At 74.0% G+C, this 15,479-nt stretch carries 14 protein-coding genes; 5 read left to right on the top strand and 9 right to left on the bottom strand.

All coding sequences use genetic code 11. The annotated features are described in order from the left end of the window. Positions 1-19: 19 nt before the first annotated feature. The 7 genes from LN652_RS19270 to LN652_RS19240 form a co-directional block, all read right to left on the bottom strand. Complete coding sequence (locus tag LN652_RS19270; protein ID WP_230442200.1) at positions 20-538, bottom strand: hypothetical protein; 519 nt, start codon at positions 536-538, stop codon at positions 20-22. Positions 539-1,005: 467 nt separating this feature from the next. Next, positions 1,006-2,397 (bottom strand): amidase, encoded by a 1,392-nt coding sequence (locus tag LN652_RS19265; RefSeq protein ID WP_230442199.1) that lies wholly within the window; start codon positions 2,395-2,397, stop codon positions 1,006-1,008. Beyond that, complete coding sequence (locus LN652_RS19260) at positions 2,394-3,035, bottom strand: SRPBCC family protein (RefSeq protein ID WP_230442198.1); 642 nt, start codon at positions 3,033-3,035, stop codon at positions 2,394-2,396. Before LN652_RS19260 ends, LN652_RS19265 begins: the two co-directional genes overlap by 4 nt. A 143-nt stretch (positions 3,036-3,178) precedes the next feature. Next, entirely contained in the window at positions 3,179-5,566 is a 2,388-nt protein-coding gene (gene cutA, locus LN652_RS19255) for an aerobic carbon-monoxide dehydrogenase large subunit (protein WP_230442197.1), read from the bottom strand. Continuing rightward, positions 5,563-6,087 (bottom strand): (2Fe-2S)-binding protein, encoded by a 525-nt coding sequence (locus LN652_RS19250; RefSeq protein ID WP_230442196.1) that lies wholly within the window; start codon positions 6,085-6,087, stop codon positions 5,563-5,565. Before LN652_RS19250 ends, cutA begins: the two co-directional genes overlap by 4 nt. Then, entirely contained in the window at positions 6,084-6,950 is an 867-nt protein-coding gene (locus LN652_RS19245) for an FAD binding domain-containing protein (protein WP_230442195.1), read from the bottom strand. Before LN652_RS19245 ends, LN652_RS19250 begins: the two co-directional genes overlap by 4 nt. Beyond that, the gene (locus LN652_RS19240) at positions 6,947-8,371 is read right to left on the bottom strand and encodes a uracil-xanthine permease family protein (protein WP_230442194.1); all 1,425 of its coding nucleotides are present in this window, start codon (positions 8,369-8,371) and stop codon (positions 6,947-6,949) included. Before LN652_RS19240 ends, LN652_RS19245 begins: the two co-directional genes overlap by 4 nt. A 162-nt stretch (positions 8,372-8,533) precedes the next feature. Between LN652_RS19240 and LN652_RS19235 the strand changes: the two genes are divergently transcribed. After that, positions 8,534-9,076, top strand: coding sequence for a GNAT family N-acetyltransferase (locus LN652_RS19235; protein WP_230442193.1), 543 nt, complete (start codon positions 8,534-8,536; stop codon positions 9,074-9,076). Then, positions 9,073-9,522 (top strand): GNAT family N-acetyltransferase, encoded by a 450-nt coding sequence (locus LN652_RS19230; protein WP_230442192.1) that lies wholly within the window; start codon positions 9,073-9,075, stop codon positions 9,520-9,522. The genes LN652_RS19235 and LN652_RS19230 overlap by 4 nt, the downstream gene beginning before the upstream one ends. A 199-nt stretch (positions 9,523-9,721) precedes the next feature. On the opposite strand, the gene LN652_RS19225 is transcribed toward LN652_RS19230, so the two are convergent. Then, positions 9,722-10,978, bottom strand: coding sequence for a PucR family transcriptional regulator (locus LN652_RS19225; RefSeq protein WP_230442191.1), 1,257 nt, complete (start codon positions 10,976-10,978; stop codon positions 9,722-9,724). Between the two features lie 80 nt (positions 10,979-11,058). On the opposite strand from LN652_RS19225, the gene LN652_RS19220 reads away from it, so the two are divergent. The 3 genes from LN652_RS19220 to LN652_RS19210 are packed head-to-tail and all read left to right on the top strand — an operon-like array spanning position 11,059 to position 14,797. Continuing rightward, entirely contained in the window at positions 11,059-11,832 is a 774-nt protein-coding gene (locus LN652_RS19220; RefSeq protein ID WP_230444775.1) for an oxamate carbamoyltransferase subunit AllH family protein, read from the top strand. Positions 11,833-11,882: 50 nt separating this feature from the next. After that, complete coding sequence (locus tag LN652_RS19215; protein ID WP_230442190.1) at positions 11,883-13,379, top strand: FdrA family protein; 1,497 nt, start codon at positions 11,883-11,885, stop codon at positions 13,377-13,379. Then, a complete protein-coding gene (locus LN652_RS19210) occupies positions 13,376-14,797 on the top strand; it encodes a YlbE family protein (RefSeq protein WP_230442189.1) in 1,422 nt (473 codons plus the stop codon). The genes LN652_RS19215 and LN652_RS19210 overlap by 4 nt, the downstream gene beginning before the upstream one ends. 4 nt (positions 14,798-14,801) lie before the next feature. Here LN652_RS19210 and LN652_RS19205 read toward each other — a convergent pair whose 3' ends face one another. Further along, a complete protein-coding gene (locus tag LN652_RS19205; RefSeq protein WP_230442188.1) occupies positions 14,802-15,470 on the bottom strand; it encodes a lysophospholipid acyltransferase family protein in 669 nt (222 codons plus the stop codon). Positions 15,471-15,479 lie beyond the last annotated feature (9 nt).

Genomic DNA, 15,479 nt, shown 5'->3' with positions numbered 1-15,479 from the left:
CTTGGGCAGAGGTTGCCGGTCAGTGCGGGGTGCCGGCGACGGACAGGTTGACGGTGAAGCCCGGCTGCGGCTCCTGGGTGACCGTGAGCCCGCCCAGCACGCCCGCCAGCACGGCGACGGCGAGGATCGGGGCGAGCGACGGGCCGCCGGTCGGCATCGTCCGCTGCCACGCGAACCACGGCGTCCGGGTGTAGCGCCACAGCAACCAGGCCTGCAGGCCGGACACGAGGGCCTCGAGCGCGCCGAGCGCCGTCGGGTCGTACACCAGCGCCACCACGGCGAGCACCGGCAGGAGACCGACCAGGGTCGCCACCACCCCCAGCCGGACCCCGCGCGCACGCACGACTCCCGCGGCGAAGAACGCGACGACCAGCGCGCTGAGGCCCATGGACACGACCGCCGACACCACGTCGTCCTTGGCACCCTGGACGAGCAGCTGCACCAGGCCGATCCCCACGAAGGACCAGCCGAACCACCACAGCTCCGGTGGCACCTCCTGCTCGTCGAGGACCGGTCCCACCGGGGGCGTCGCGCTCATGGACGCATCGTGGCAGGCCGGGGACCCGGTGCGGGGCATCCCCACGCCGCGACAGGCGAAGGGCCCCTGCCGGTATGAGCGGCAAGGGCCCTTCGGGTGATGTCGGTCCGCCTGGGCGGACGGTCATCGGGGTGACCGGTCGTGGTGATGCTCGCGGTCGATCGCTCCCTCGTGCGGGTCCTCAGCCATCGCATCACCCGGTGCCTGCGCCGCTTCCCCGGCGAACCGGTTCCGCGTCGTGCTGGACCCTCCTTCCGGAGCCATCCCGCCTCCCCTTGCGGGGCTGCGTAGGGAGAGTTCTACGCCGCCTGTGACCGTCGCCACAAGGGGTTCGGGAGAGCTCGTCGGACATACCGCGGGTTCCGGCGCGTCGTGCACAGGACGGGGCCGGTCGTCCCCAGCCACCGGACTGTTTCCACACCTCTGTCCACAGCTGTGTGCACAGCCCGGTCTGGACCGCCGCGAGCTCAGCCGAGCAGCTCCTCGACCGCCGCGGCGACCTCGAGCAGCCGGCGGTCGGCGCCGTGGCGGGCGACCAGCTGGACGCCCACCGGGAGGCCGTCGGGCGTCGTGCCGGCCGGGACCGAGATGGCCGGGCAGCCGGTGACGGAGATGAAGTAGGCCGAGCGCATCCACGCGAGGTAGTCGGGCATCCCCTGGCCGTTGATCGTCGCCGGGAACTCCTGGTCAGCCGGGAACGGCGGGACCTGCGAGGTCGGGAGCAGCAGCACGTCGTGGTCGCCGAAGAACAGCCGCATCGTCTCCGAGAGCGCGGTGCGCTGGGCGTAGCCGCGGGCCACGTCGGCGCCGGTGAGCGGCTCACCGGCGCGGATGTTGGCCTCCAGCGACGGCTTGAACGACGTCGGGTGCTCGGCGAGCAGCCGGCCGAGCTTGGCCTGGAAGTGCCACGCCCGCAGGGTGCGGAAGGTGTCGTCGGCGAGCGACAGGTCGGGGTGCGCGTCGCCCACCGCGGCGCCCGCGTCGGAGAGCCGCGCGGCGGTGGCGCGTACGACGTCGGCGACCGCGTGGTCGACCGCGAAGGCGCCGCCGAGGTCCACCGACGCCGCGACCCGCAGCCCGGCGAGCGGGGCGGGGTCCAGCGGCGGCGCGAAGGACGAGCCCGGGTCGCCGAGCGCGAGCGGGGCGCGCGGGTCGGGGCCGGCGAGCACGGAGAGCAGCAGGGCAAGGTCGCCGACGTTGCGGGCCATCGGGCCGCCCACCGACGTGGTCTCCCACTGGTTGTAGAGCGGCCACTCCGGCACCCGCCCGAGCGAGGGCCGCATCCCGACCACGCCGCAGAACGACGCCGGGTTGCGCAGCGAGCCGCCCATGTCGGAGCCGTCGGCCAGCGGCACCATGCCGGCCGCGAGCGCGCAGGCCGCTCCCCCGCTGGAGCCGCCCGCGGACCGCGAGGGGTCGACCGGGTTGCGGGTGACGCCGAAGACGGTGTTGAAGGTGTGCGAGCCGGCGGCGAACTCCGGCACGTTGGTCTTGCCGACGAAGACCGCGCCCGCACGGCGTACGCGCTCGACGAGCAGCTCGTCGTGGTCGGCGACGTGGTCGCGGAAGACCGGCGAGCCGAACGTGTGCGGCCACCCCTCGAGCGCGTGGGTGTCCTTCACGGCGAACGGCAGCCCGTGCAGCGGACCGGTCAGCTCCCCCGACGCCTGCGCCTGGTCAGCGACGGCGGCAGCCGACCGCGCGCGCTCGGCGTCGAGCGACACGATCGCGTTGAGCTCGGGGTTGCGCTCCTCGATCCGGTCGAGGTGCAGCTCGAGCAGCTCCGCGGCCGAGATCGCCCCCGACCGGACCGCCGCGGCCTGGTCGCGGGCCGTGGAGTCGACGGTGACGTCGGTCATCGGCGACGACCGAGCAGGCCGCCGACCACGGCGCCGAGCAGGACCAGGCCCGCGCCGACGGCGACGCCGGTGAGGAAGTCCTGCTGGGAGCCGACCGGCGACGACGCCTTGGCCGGGGCGGTGAAGACGGCGCCGGCCGGGGCGGGCGCACCGGGCTCGACCGTCGCACCGGCGGGGGCGGTGACGGTCGCGGTGACCGGACCGCCGGCGATCGCCGCGTCGACGTTGCCGAAGAACTCGCCCGCCATCCGCCGCGAGACGCTGGTCAGCATCCGCTGCCCGACGCCGCCGATCATCCCGCCGACGGTCGCGTCGGCGTCGTAGGAGACCCGGGTGGTGTCGCCCTCGGGGGTGAAGCGCACGTGGACCGTCGCGCCGATGGTGCCGGGCGCGCCCGCGCCGTCGAGCTTCATGACCAGCGACTCGTGCTGCTCGAGGTCGCCGAGCTGGCACGAGCCGGCGTAGGTGCCCTTGATCGACGCGACGCCCGCGGTGACCGTCATGGCGTAGGCGTTCTCGCCGGTCGCCTCGAGCTTCTCGCAGCCCGGGATGGTGCGCACGAGCACGGCGGGGTCGAGCAGGGCGTCCCACGCCTTCTCGACGGGGGCGTTCAGGACGTTCTCTCCGGTGAACTTCACGGGGTGTCTCCTCAGACGGGTGGCTGGTATCTAGGGACGTTCTGGTGGGCAAGAGGGGGTTCTGGCCCACCAGAACGTCCCTAGATACCGGGGTCAGCTCAAGGTCGGGGGCAGCTCGAGGTCGGTCGGTCGGTCGGGGTCGGTCAGGGGGTGTCGGCGTGCTCGAGGCGCAGCTCGAACAGCTCGGACGGCGAGATGGGCATGGCGGTGATCGGGAAGCCCTCGGCGTCCTCGATCGCGGCGGCGAAGACGGCGGCCGACGGGATCACGCCCGCCTCGCCCGCGCCCTTGATGCCGAGCGGGTTGAGCGGCGACGGCGTCTCGAGGTGGTCGATGTCGATCGTGGTCGGCACCTCGGTGACGTAGGGCATGAGGAAGTCCATGAACGACGCGTTGAGCAGCTGGCCCGACTCGTCATAGGCCATCCGCTCGTAGAGCGCGCCGCCCACGCCCTGCGCGACGCCGCCGTGGATCTGGCCCTCGACGATCATCGGGTTGATCAGGTGGCCGCAGTCGTGGACGACGGCGTACTTGAGGATGGTGATCTCGGCGGTGTCGGGGTCGGTCTCCACGATCACGGCGTGCATGCCGTTGGCGAAGGTGGAGCGCGGCGGGGAGTAGAAGTCCTTGCCCTCCAGGCCCGGCTCGTCGTCCTCGGCGACCGGCGGCTTGCCGGGGTCGCCGACGGAGAACTGCGTGGCGGCCTTGGACGCCTCGTCGAAGGCGTAGCGCAGCGGGTTGGACAGCACCGCGACGGTGCCGAGGTCGATGGTCGCGTCGGTGCCCTTCACCGACACCACGCCGTCGACGATCTCGAGGTCGGCCTCGTCGGCCTCCAGCGCCTCGGCGGCGATCCGCAGCGCCTTCTCCTTGGCGCGCAGCGCGGCGAGGTGGATCGCCGAGCCGCTCATCACCGCGGCCCGCGACGCGAAGGTGCCGACCGCGTAGGGCATCTTGCGGGTGTCGCCGGTGGTGATCTCGACGTCCTCGAACCGCACGCCGAGGGTGTCGGCGACGATCTGCGCGAACGCCGTCTGGTGGCCCTGGCCCTGGGTGGTGAGGCCGGTGGCGACCTTGACCTTGCCGGAGGTCTCGACGTGCACGTGGGCGCCCTCGTAGGGGCCGACGCCGGTGCCCTCGACGTAGCAGGCCAGGCCGATGCCGACCCGGCGGCCCTGGGCGGCCATCTCGGCGCGGAAGTCCTCGAACTCGTCCCAGCCGACCAGCTCCTTGAGCTTGGTCAGCGACGCCGGGTAGTCGCCGGAGTCGTAGGTCAGCTCGCGCCCGTCCTGGAAGACCAGGCCGTGCTCGTAGGGGAACTCGTCGGGCTGGATGAAGTTGGCGCTGCGGACCTCGGTGCGGTCCTTGCCGAGGTAGGCGGCGATCGCGTCCATCGTCCGCTCCATCACGAAGCAGCCCTGCGGCCGCCCGGCCCCGCGGTAGGGGGTGACGATGACCGTGTTGGTGTAGAGCGACTCGAAGACCACGCGGTAGCTCTGCGGCTTGTAGGGGCCGAGCAGCTGCGTGGAGGTGATGATCGGGACGATCAGGCCGTACGGCGTGTAGGCGCCGTGGTCGTGCCAGAACTCCACGTTGAGCCCGAGGACCCGACCGTCGTCGTCGAAGCCGACGTCGACCACGTGCTGCTGGGCGCGCTCGTGCGCGGAGGAGATGAAGTGCTCGCGCCGGTCCTCGGTGAACTTCACCGGCCGGCCGAGGGTCTTCGCGGCGAGCGGGACCAGCAGCTCCTCCGGCCACGGGTGGACCACCTTGACGCCGAAGCCGCCGCCCACGTCGGGGGTGACGACGTCGACCTGGACCAGGTCGAGGCCGAGCTTGGCGGCCACGCAGCCGCGGACGCCGGTGGAGGTCTGGGTCGACGACCACACGGTCAGCCGGCTGGTGTCGGGGTCCCAGCGCGCGACGGTGCCGCGGCCCTCCATCGGCGTGCAGGCCGAGCGCTCGATGTCGAGGTCGAGGTGGAGCGTGTGCGGGGCGGCGGCGATGGCCGCGCGGGCGTCGCCGTTCTCCTGCTCCATCCGCGCCGCGACGTTGTCGGGCACGTCGTCGTGGACGGTCCGCTCGGCGGCCCGCGCCGCGGCGATGCCCACGACCGGCGGGAGGTGCTCGTAGTCGACGCGGATCCGCGACACGGCGTCCTCGGCGACGTAGCGGTCGACGGCGACGACGAAGGCGATCGCCTCGCCGACGTAGTTGACCTCGTCCTTCGCCAGGGCGTACTGGGTGCGGCCGTGGGTCAGCGTCGGGTGCGGGATCAGCAGCGGCAGCGGCTCGGCCATCGCGTCGGTGAGGTCGTCCCACGTCCAGACCGCGACGACGCCCTCGACGTCGAGCACGCCGGAGACGTCGATGTCGACGATCCGGGCGTGGGCGTGCGGCGAGCGCAGCACGGCGGAGTGGAGCAGCCGCGGGTCGTCGGTGAGCAGGTCGTCGACGTAGCGCCCCTGGCCGCGCAGGAAGCGCTGGTCCTCGACGCGGGCGACCTTGGTGCCGAAGAGCTTGGTGGTCACGCGGACCCCTCCTCGCGCTCGGCGGTGATCTCGGCTGCCCGCAGCACCGACTTCACGATGTTCTGGTAGCCGGTGCAGCGGCACAGGTTGCCGGCGATCATCTCGCGGGCCTCGTCCTCGGTGGGCTCGGGGTTCTCGCGCAGGCCGGCGGTGATGGTGGTCAGGAAGCCGGGGGTGCAGAAGCCGCACTGGAGGCCGTGGCAGTCGGAGAACGCCTGCTGGACCGGGCTCAGCCGGCCGCGGTCGGTGCCGTCGTCCTCGGTGAGGCCCTCGACCGTCGTGATCTCGGCGTCGACCGCCGAGACCGCGAACATCAGGCACGAGCGCACCGGCGCGCCGTCGACGAGGACGGTGCACGCGCCGCAGACGCCGTGCTCGCAGCCGACGTGGGTGCCGGTGAGGCCGCAGTCGTGGCGGATCGCGTCGGACAGCAGGCGCCGCGCGGGCACCCGGACCTCGTGGACCGCGCCGTTGACGTGCAGGCGCACGTCGTGGAGCTGCTCCGTGGTCTCGGTGGTCATGCGGGGGTCACCTCTCCTGCCCGGGTGCGGGCGTGGTCGGTCGCGGCCGCCAGGACACGGGGGGCGAGCACCTTCACCAGGTGCGCGCGGTAGGCGGCGGTCGCATGGATGTCCTCGGCCGGCTCGAGCTCGGCCAGCGCCTTCGCGGCGGGGTCGTCGAGGGCGTCGGTGACGTCGACGACGACCGGCACGTCACTGACCGACACGAAGCCCATCCGGGCCCGGGCGACGGTGTCGCCGTCGAGCTCGACGACCGCGGCCACCCCGACGAGGGCGTAGTCGCCGTGGCGGCGGGCGATCTCCTGGAAGGCCACGCCCGCGGTGGCGGGCAGGGCCGGGAAGAACGCCTCGACGGCGATCTCGTCGTGGGCCAGCGTCGACTCGAGCGGGCCGGCGAAGAGCTCGGCGGCCGGGATCGTACGACGTCCGCGCACCGACGCGACGTCGACCGAGCCCTCCAGCAGGCGCAGCACCATCGGCATCTCGGCGGCAGCGTCGGCGTGCACCAGCGAGCCGACGGTGGTGCCGCGGTTGCGGATCGTCGGGTGCGCGACGTGGGACAGGGCCAGCGCGAGCAGCGGCTGGACCTCGCCCGCCGCGGTGTCGGCGAGCACGTGGGCGTGCCGGGCGAGGGCCCCGACCCGGACCCCGGCCCCGTCCCCCTCGCGGGAGGCGGTGACGTGGCCGAGGTCCGGCAGGGCGTTGATGTCGATGAGCATCGAGGGCGCGGCCAGCCGCATGGAGAGCAGCGGGACCAGGGACTGACCGCCGGCCAGCACCTTCGCCCCCGGCTCCTTCGCGAGGGCCGCGAGGGCTTCCTCGAGACCGGTCGGTCGCAGGTAGGCGAAGGGTGCGGGCTTCATCGGGTGGTGGTGCCTCCAGAGGCCGCGTCGTCGACGCCGCCGTCGTAGTCGGGGTGGCTCAGGTTGCGGGTCACGGTGCCGGCACCGTGCCCCCCGCGGCCCTTGACCATGTGGAAGAAGGCGATGACCAGGATCGTGCCGAGGGCGATGCCGCCGAGCTCGAAGTCGTCGCCGAAGGTGAGCGTGACGCCGCCGATGCCGGCGATCAGGCCGGCGGCCAGGCCGACCATGTTGACCGGGTTGCCGAAGTCGATGCCGTTCTCCACCCAGATCTTCGCACCCACCAGTCCGATCATCCCGTAGAGGACCACCGTGATGCCGCCGAGGACGCCTCCGGGGGTGGCGTTGACGATGGCGCCGAACTTCGGGCACAGGCCCAGCAGGATCGCCACGAGCGCGGCGACGTAGTAGGCGGCGGACGAGTAGACGCGGGTGGCGCCCATGACGCCGATGTTCTCGGCGTAGGTCGTCGTGGGCGAGCCGCCGAACGCGCTGGCGAAGGCGGTGGCGATGCCGTCGGCACCGATGGCGCGGCCCATGTAGGGGTCGAGGTTCTCCCCGGTCATCTCCGCGACGGCCTTGACGTGGCCGGTGTTCTCCGCGACGAGCGCGATGACGCCGGGCAGGACGAGGAGGATCGCGGTCAGCGAGAACGACGGGGCGTGCACGACGGAGACGCCGTCCGCGAGGGTGCCGCTCGGGAGCCCGATCCAGTCGGCCGCCTGGACGCCGGCCCAGGAGACGCGGTCGTGCTCGGTGGCCTCGGTGGCGCCGCCGAGGACGGAGGTGATCGGGCCGAACACCTTGTCGGCCACGAAGGACAGGACGTAGCCGAAGATCAGCGCCAGGAAGACCGCGATCCGCGACCAGAAGCCGGGCAGCGCGACGGACGCGAAGACCATGAAGGCCGCGGTGAGCAGCGCGATCCACTGGTCCTGGGGCCAGTAGACGCCCGCCACGACCGGGGCCAGGTTGAAGCCGATCAGCATGACGACCGCGCCGGTGACGGCGGGCGGCAGCAGGCGGTGGATCAGCTGGGCGCCGGCGAAGTGGACCAGCACGCCGACCGCGGCGAGCACGAGGCCGCCGACGAGGATCGCGCCGGTGACGTAGGAGGAGTCGTTGCCCGAGTCGAGGGCGCGGATCGCCGCGACGGACGCCACGAACGACGCGCTGGTGCCGAGGTAGCTCGGCACGCGGTTCTGGACGATGAGCAGGAACAGGATCGTGCACAGGCCCGAGAACATGATCGCCAGGTTGGCGTCGAGCCCCATGACGAGGGGGAACACGAAGGTGGCGCCGAACATGGCGACCACGTGCTGGGCGCCGAGCCCGATCGTCTTGCCCCACGGCAGCCGCTGGTGCGGGAGCACCGCCTCGCCGGGAGCGGGATCGACCACGTCCCACTTGAACATCGACATGCAGGCCTCCAGGTTTCGCAGCGGATTCGCAGGGGTGTGTGCCCGAGATCCCTCAAACTAGTGCGCCACATCACACACCCTCACTGGCGACATCCGCCGAAGGAACGCCGGTTGTGATGGCAACTTCTCGGGCGGTTCGACCGCGTGGCTACCCTCCCCTGCATGGCGCTGCCTCTCACGGTCGACGACTGGCCGCCGGCCCCGATCCGCACCGAGCGGCTGCTGCTGCGCCCACCGGCGCCGCGCGACCGCGACGCGTTCCTCGACCTCGGCAGCGACCCGGTGGTCAACCGCTTCACCGGCGGCGGCCGCGACCGCGCCACGCTCGACGCGGAGATGCCCGGGACGCCCGCCGACCGGCCGGGCCAGTTCGTCGTCGAGCACGACGGACGCGTCGCGGGCTGGTTCGGCATCTCCCGTCGCGACCCGGCGCGGCCGGGGCGGGTCACGCCCGACGGGGGCGAGCTCGAGCTCAGCTACGTCACACCGACCTCGGCCTGGGGACAGGGCTTCGCGACCGAGGCCGGCACGGCGGTCCTCGCCTGGGCGGACGCGCGCTTCGACGAGCCGGTCGTGCTGTGCACCCAGACCGCCAACGCGGCCTCGCGGCGGCTGGCCGCCCGGCTCGGCTTCGTCGAGGCCGACCGGTTCGAGGAGTTCGGCGCCGAGCAGTGGTTCGGCGTGCGGCACCCGGGCGCGCGATGACCGACCTGCGCCGGGCGACGCCGGCCGACGTCGCGGCGCTCGAGCGGGTCGCCGCCGCGGCCTACACGCCGTACCTCCCCCGGATGGCCGGGCAGCGCCCCGGCCCGCTGGACGCCGACTACGCCGCGGCCGTCGCGACCACCGAGGCCTGGGTGGCGCTCGACGCCGGCGAGGTCGTCGGCTTCCTGCTGCTCGTCGCCGAGGACGACGCGGTGCTGCTCGACAACGTCGCGGTGCACCCGTCGCACCACGGCCGCGGGATCGGGCGGGCACTCCTGTCGCACGCCGAGGACCGCGCGCACGCGCTCGACCTGCCGCGCCTGCGGCTCTACACGCACGTGAGCATGGTCGAGAACCAGCGGCTCTACGAGCGGATCGGCTACGTCGAGACGCACCGCGCGACCGACCACGGGCTGACCCGGGTCTTCTACGAGAAGCGCCTCTGACCCGCCGCGCCGTCCCGCCACCCCGTCTCGTCGCGCTGCCCCGCGAGCGGTGCGTGAGGAGGATCCCGGGAGCTCGAAAGCCTCCTCAGCCACCGCTGCCGGGCGCGTCGCCGCAGCGACACACCAGTGGCGGTGCGTGAGGGGGATGACGGGGCCGGGAAATCCCCCTCACGCACCGCCCGGGGGAGGATGCCGGACCTCACTCCGCGATCTCCAGCGCCCGCAGCGCGACGGCGACGTCGAGGCGCAGGTGCGGGTCGGAGGCGACGGGGCCGAGGATCCGCTGCAGCTTGCCGACGCGGTAGCGCATGGTGTTGTAGTGGAAGAACTGCGCCCGCGCGGCCTCGGCCACGTTGAAGTTCGTGTCGAGCAGCACCTGCAGGGTCTCGCGCAGGTCGGCGGCCTCCGGCGTCCGCTCGGCGAGCGGGCCGAGCACGTCGGCGGCGAAGGCCGACAGCTCGGCGCTGTCCGGCACCAGCGCCAGCAGGCGGTGCAGGCCGAGCTGGTCGAAGCGGGTCACCGAGCCGCCGCCGTGCACCCGTCGACCGATCTCGACCGAGCGCTGCGCCTGGCGGAACGCCTCGGGCAGCTCACCGACGTCGCGGGCGACGCGGCTGACACCGGCGGAGAACGAGATCCGCCCGCCACCGCGGTCGCCGCGCACCCCCTCGATCATCCGGTCCACCGCGGCCCGCGCGGCCGCCGGCCCGGCGTCGGGGTCGACCGGCACGAGCGTGACCACCTCGCGGCTGAAGGCGACCGACGCGACCGTCGGGTCGGCACCCACCGCGACCTGCCGCCACGCCTGGGCGAACCGGTCGTGCCACGCGCGGCGGTCGTCGGCGGCGCCCTGGGCGGCGAGCGCGTCGGGGTCGAGCACGGCGACGACGACCACGACGGGTCGGTCGAGCACCCAGCCGAACGCCTGCGCGTGCTCGGCGACGTAGTCCTCCTCGCCCGCGCGCCCGAGGAACACGTCGCGCAGGAAGTCGCCCTGGTACTTGTTCTCGACGGCCGTGATCGCCTCGACGCGGGTCACCAGCAGGGCCGCCACGATCGCCGCGCGCTCGAGCGCGTGCACGTCGGAGGAGTGGATCGTGCCGTCCGTGCGCAGCGCCACCAGCCGCGCGAGGTCGACGCCGGCGGCGACGACCCGGCGCAGCAGCGCCTGCCCCTCGCCCACGGCCGTCCCGCCCGGGTCGATCCGCTCGACGCGCACCCGACCGGTGGGGTCGAGCAGTCCCGCGCTGGCCAGCGCCGCCCGGTCCCCGTCGCCGAGGTGGGCGGCGCGCTCGCGCCCGTCGGTCGAGGTGAACGCGACGCCGCAGCCGAGCGCGTCGCCCACGGCCTCGGCGATGGCCGCGAGGTCACCGCCCTCCAGCACGATGTGCGTGAGGGCGGTGTGCAGCGCGTCCGCCCGCTCCAGCGCGGCGACGGCCTCCGGGTCGCTTATCAAGTCTTGGCCCACTTGCTGTCCTTCGTTGTCAGGAACTCACATTCGCGAGTGTGCCACGAGCCGTTAGCGTCTGTCCGGTGATGTTCGCCGGCTCGGTCTCCACCCCCCTCCCGGTGGCGGCGCCCGCCCGCGTCCTGGTGCACCTGTCCGCGGTCCCCGACGGCCCCCTCGAGGTGGTCCACGCCAGCGGCTCCGCGGTCTACGTCGACGTCGACGGCTGGTGCCTCGGCCTGGTGTCGGCGAAGGCGAGCCGCGTCCCGAACGCGCTGTGGTCCTCCCTCGACGACCTGTCCGCGCTCTCCGGCCAGGTGGCCTCGCGCCGTCCCGACGCGGTCACGGCGCGCGTCGAGGGCGGCGGGCTCGTCGTCGCCGGTCGCCGCCTGGGCATCGCCCGCGTCGTCGACACCCGCGTCACCACGCTGCCCGACGACGTGCCGGTCACCGACCCGGCCCGCCGGGTCGTCACCGGCCACGACCTCGACCTGCCGGTCGACGGCCGGCTGACCCCGGCCCACGTCGAGGCCCTGCTCGGGCGCGGCCCCGGCCTGACGCCGCTGGGCGACGACGTGCTCGCGGGCTGGCTGGTGGTCCGCGCGGCCGCCGGGCGCGAGGACGTCGCGGTCTCCGGCGCGGTCCGCCGCCGCCTCGCCGTCACCACGCTGCTCTCCGGCACCCTCCTCGACTGCGCCCTGCACGGCGAGGCCCTGCCCCAGCTCGCCCACTGGCTCGCCGCTCCCGGCCCCGGCACGCTCGCGGCCCTGCTCGACGTCGGCGCCACCTCCGGTGCCGGTCTCGCGACCGGCGCCGGCCTCGCCCTCGCCTCCCTGCGCGACCGCGGCACCACCGCGGCGTGACACCCGTCCCCACCACACCCCCCGCACACGATCTCCCCGAAGGAGTGCCGATGAAGGACCACGTCGAGCTGAGGAGCGGCGCCTACGCCGACTCCGTGACGCTGCTGCAGGTGAGTCGTGCCGTCCAGGCGGCCCCGGGGGTGGTCGCCGCCCAGGTCGCGATGGCCACCGGGCTCAACCTCGAGGTGCTCGCCGGCATGGGCTTCGACGTGCCGGCCTCCTCCCCCAACGACATGGTCGTGGCGCTGCGCCTCGACGACGACGCCGACGTCGCCACCGCGCTGGCCGCGGTCGACGCCGCCCTCGTCCCGGCCCGTCCCGCGTCGGGGGCCAGCGAGGTCGCGCCGCCGCGCACCACCGGCTCCGCCCTGCGCCGCACCGGCCCCGACGCGGTGGCGCTCGTGTCGGTGCCCGGCGCCAGCGCGACCGTCGAGGCGATGGACGCCGTCGAGGCGGGCCGCGACGTGATGGTCTTCAGCGACAACGTGCCGGTCGAGGAGGAGGTCGCGCTCAAGACGTACGCCGCCTCCCGCGGCGCGCTCGTCATGGGGCCGGACTGCGGCACCGCGGTGATCGACGGCGTCGGGCTCGGCTTCGCCAACACCACCCGCCCGGGCCGCATCGGCATCGTGGCCGCCTCCGGCACCGGCTGCCAGCAGCTCCTCGTCCTCCTCCACCACGCCGGTGCCGGGATCGACGGCGTGGGCGTGCGGCACGCGCTCGGCGTGGGCGGGCGCGACCTGTCGGCCGCCGTCGGCGGGCTCTCGACGCGCGAGGCGCTGCGCCGCCTCGACTCCGACCCCGACGTCGACCTCGTGGTCGTGGTGTCCAAGCCCCCGGCCCCCGAGGTCGCCGAGGCGCTGGCGAAGGACGCCGAAGCGCTGGGCACCCCGGTCGAGCTCGGCCTGCTCGGTCGCGGCCAGCGCGACCTCACCACCGTCGCCGAGGCCGTGCTGGCCCGGCTCGGGCACGAGGCGCCGCAGTGGCCGGTCGCGGGCGAGGACAACACCGGTGCGGCGACCGGTCCGCTGCTGCGCGGGCTGTTCGTCGGCGGCACGCTGTGCGACGAGTCGATGCTGATGGCCACCGAGGTGCTCGGGCCGGTCCGCAGCAACATCCCGCTGTCGGACGACCTCGGCCTCGACTCCACCGAGCCGGGCGACCTGCTCACCGACACCCACACGATGATCGACTTCGGCGACGACGCGCTCACCCAGGGCCGCGCGCACCCGATGATCGACCCGACGCTGCGCAACGAGCAGCTCGCCCGCGCCGCCGCCGACCCGCAGACCGGCGTCATCCTGCTCGACCTGGTGCTCGGCCACGGCGCCGAGCCCGACCCGGCCGCGATGCTGGCTCCCGCCATCCGCGAGGCCCGCAGCGCGCGGCCGGTGCCGGTCATCGTCAGCCTGGTCGGCACCGACCTCGACCCGCAGGGCCTCGACGCCCAGCGCGACGCCCTGGTCGCCGCCGGCGCCGAGGTGCACCTGTCCAACGCCGCGGCCACCCGCCGCGCCCTCCAGCTGCTCGAAGGAGCCCGCGCATGACCCCCACCGTCGTCACCCTCGGCGCCACGAGCCCCGAGGTCGTCGCCTGCGGCGCCGACATGTTCGCCGACGCCGTCGCCGGCCAGGCCGTCGACGTCGAGCGCGTCGACTGGCGCCCGCCGATGCCGGGCACCGAGGCCGACCTCGCCGCCGTCGCGACCGACCCGCGCCGCCCGGAGGCCAACCGCCGTGCCGTCGAGGCGATGCTGGGCGTGACCGCCCACCTCGTCGACGTCGCCCCCGCCTCGGAGGTCCTCGGCCTCGAGCGGGGCCAGTTCCTGCACGCCGGCCCGCCGATCGCGTGGGAGCAGGCCTCCGGCCCGCTGCGCGGCGCGCTGATGGGCGGCGCCGCCCTCGAGGGCCTCGTCGACGACCCCGAGGACGCCGTCGCGCTGTTCGAGTCGGGCAGCAGCGTCAGCCTCGAGCCGTGCCACCACCGCAGCGCCGTCGGCCCGATGGCGGGCGTGGTCACGCCGTCGATGTGGATGTGGGTCCTCGAGGACCGCGCCACCGGCCGCCGGACGTACTGCTCGCTCAACGAGGGCCTCGGCAAGGTGCTGCGCTACGGCGCCTACAACGACGAGGTGCTGACCCGGCTGCGCTGGATGGGCGACGTCCTCGGCCCGCTGCTGCAGGCGGCCGTCCGCGGGACCGCGGAGGCCTCCGACATCACCGGCATCCTCACCCAGATGCTGCAGATGGGCGACGAGGCGCACAACCGCAACCGCGCCGGCACCCTGATGCTGGTGCGCGACCTCTCCCCCGCGATGGTCACGTCCGGCTTCGACGCCAAGGACGTCGCGGACGCGCTGCGCTTCGTCGGCGGCAACGACCACTTCTTCCTCAACCTCGCGATGCCGGCCTGCAAGCTCGCCCTCGACGCGGGCCGCGACGTCCCCGGCTCGACCATGGTCGTGGCGATGGCGCGCAACGGCACCGAGTTCGGCATCCAGGTCTCCGGCACCGGCGACCAGTGGTTCACCGGCCCGGCGCAGGTCGCCGAGGGCCTGTTCCTCGGCGACTACGGCCCGGACGACGCCAACCCCGACATCGGCGACTCCGCGATCACCGAGACCGCCGGCATCGGCGGCTTCGCGATGGCCACCGCCCCCGCCATCGTGCGCCTCGTCGGCGGCACCGTCCCCGACGCACTGGCCACCACCCGCCGGATGCACGAGATCACCCTCGCGGAGAACCCGCGCTGGTCGGTGCCGGTCCTGGAGTTCCAGGGCACGCCCACCGGCATCGACGTGACCAAGGTGTGCCGTACGGGGATCCTGCCGCAGATCAACACCGGCATGGCCGGCGCGGTCGCCGGGGTGGGCCAGGTCGGTGCCGGGCTGGTCACGCCGCCGGCCGAGATCTTCCCGCAGGCCCTCGCCGCGCTCGCCGACGCCGCACGGGCGGCGCGCGCCTGACCCGTCAGGCGCGGGCGGGCCGCTCGTTGTAGACGCCCGCCGGCTCCTGCCCCGAGAGCTCACCGATCGCCGCCATGATGCGGTCGGTGAGCTCGCGGCGCGCCCGGCCGGACGGGACGTCGTCGTACTCGTCGGCGACCGTGATCGGCGCCCCGAAGCGCACCGTCACCTTCGCGCGGCGGGGGCGGCTCTCGCCGACGGGCTGGATGTCCTCGGTGCCCTCGAGGCCCACCGGCACGACTGGGCAGCCGGCCGTCAGCGCGAGGTGCGCGACGCCGGTACGGCCGCGGTAGAGCCGGCCGTCGCGCGAGCGGGTGCCCTCGGGGTAGATGCCGAACGCCTCCCCGCGGCGCAGCACCTCGAGCGCGGTGTCGAGGCTGGCAATGGCAGCCCTGGTGTCGTCGCGGTCGACGGGGAGCATGCCCAGGCCCTCGAACCAGGCGCGCTGCAGCGCGCCCTTGACGCCGGTGCCGGTGAAGTAGTCGGACTTGGCGAGGAACACCACCTTGCGCGGCACGACGACCGGGATCACCACGCTGTCGAAGAACGAGAGGTGGTTGCTCGCCACGATGACCGGGCCGGTGGTCGGGACGTGGTGCAGCCCCTCGACCGTCGGGCGCCACACGGCTCGGGCCAGCGGAGGGATGACGCCGTGCGCGACCGTGTAGAGCATGGCCCGATC

This window comes from Nocardioides okcheonensis, from assembly GCF_020991065.1.
GTDB lineage: Bacteria > Actinomycetota > Actinomycetes > Propionibacteriales > Nocardioidaceae > Nocardioides > Nocardioides okcheonensis.
The sequence above is the reverse complement of the archived record's forward strand: the minus strand, read 5'-3'. Positions and strand labels throughout refer to the sequence as shown.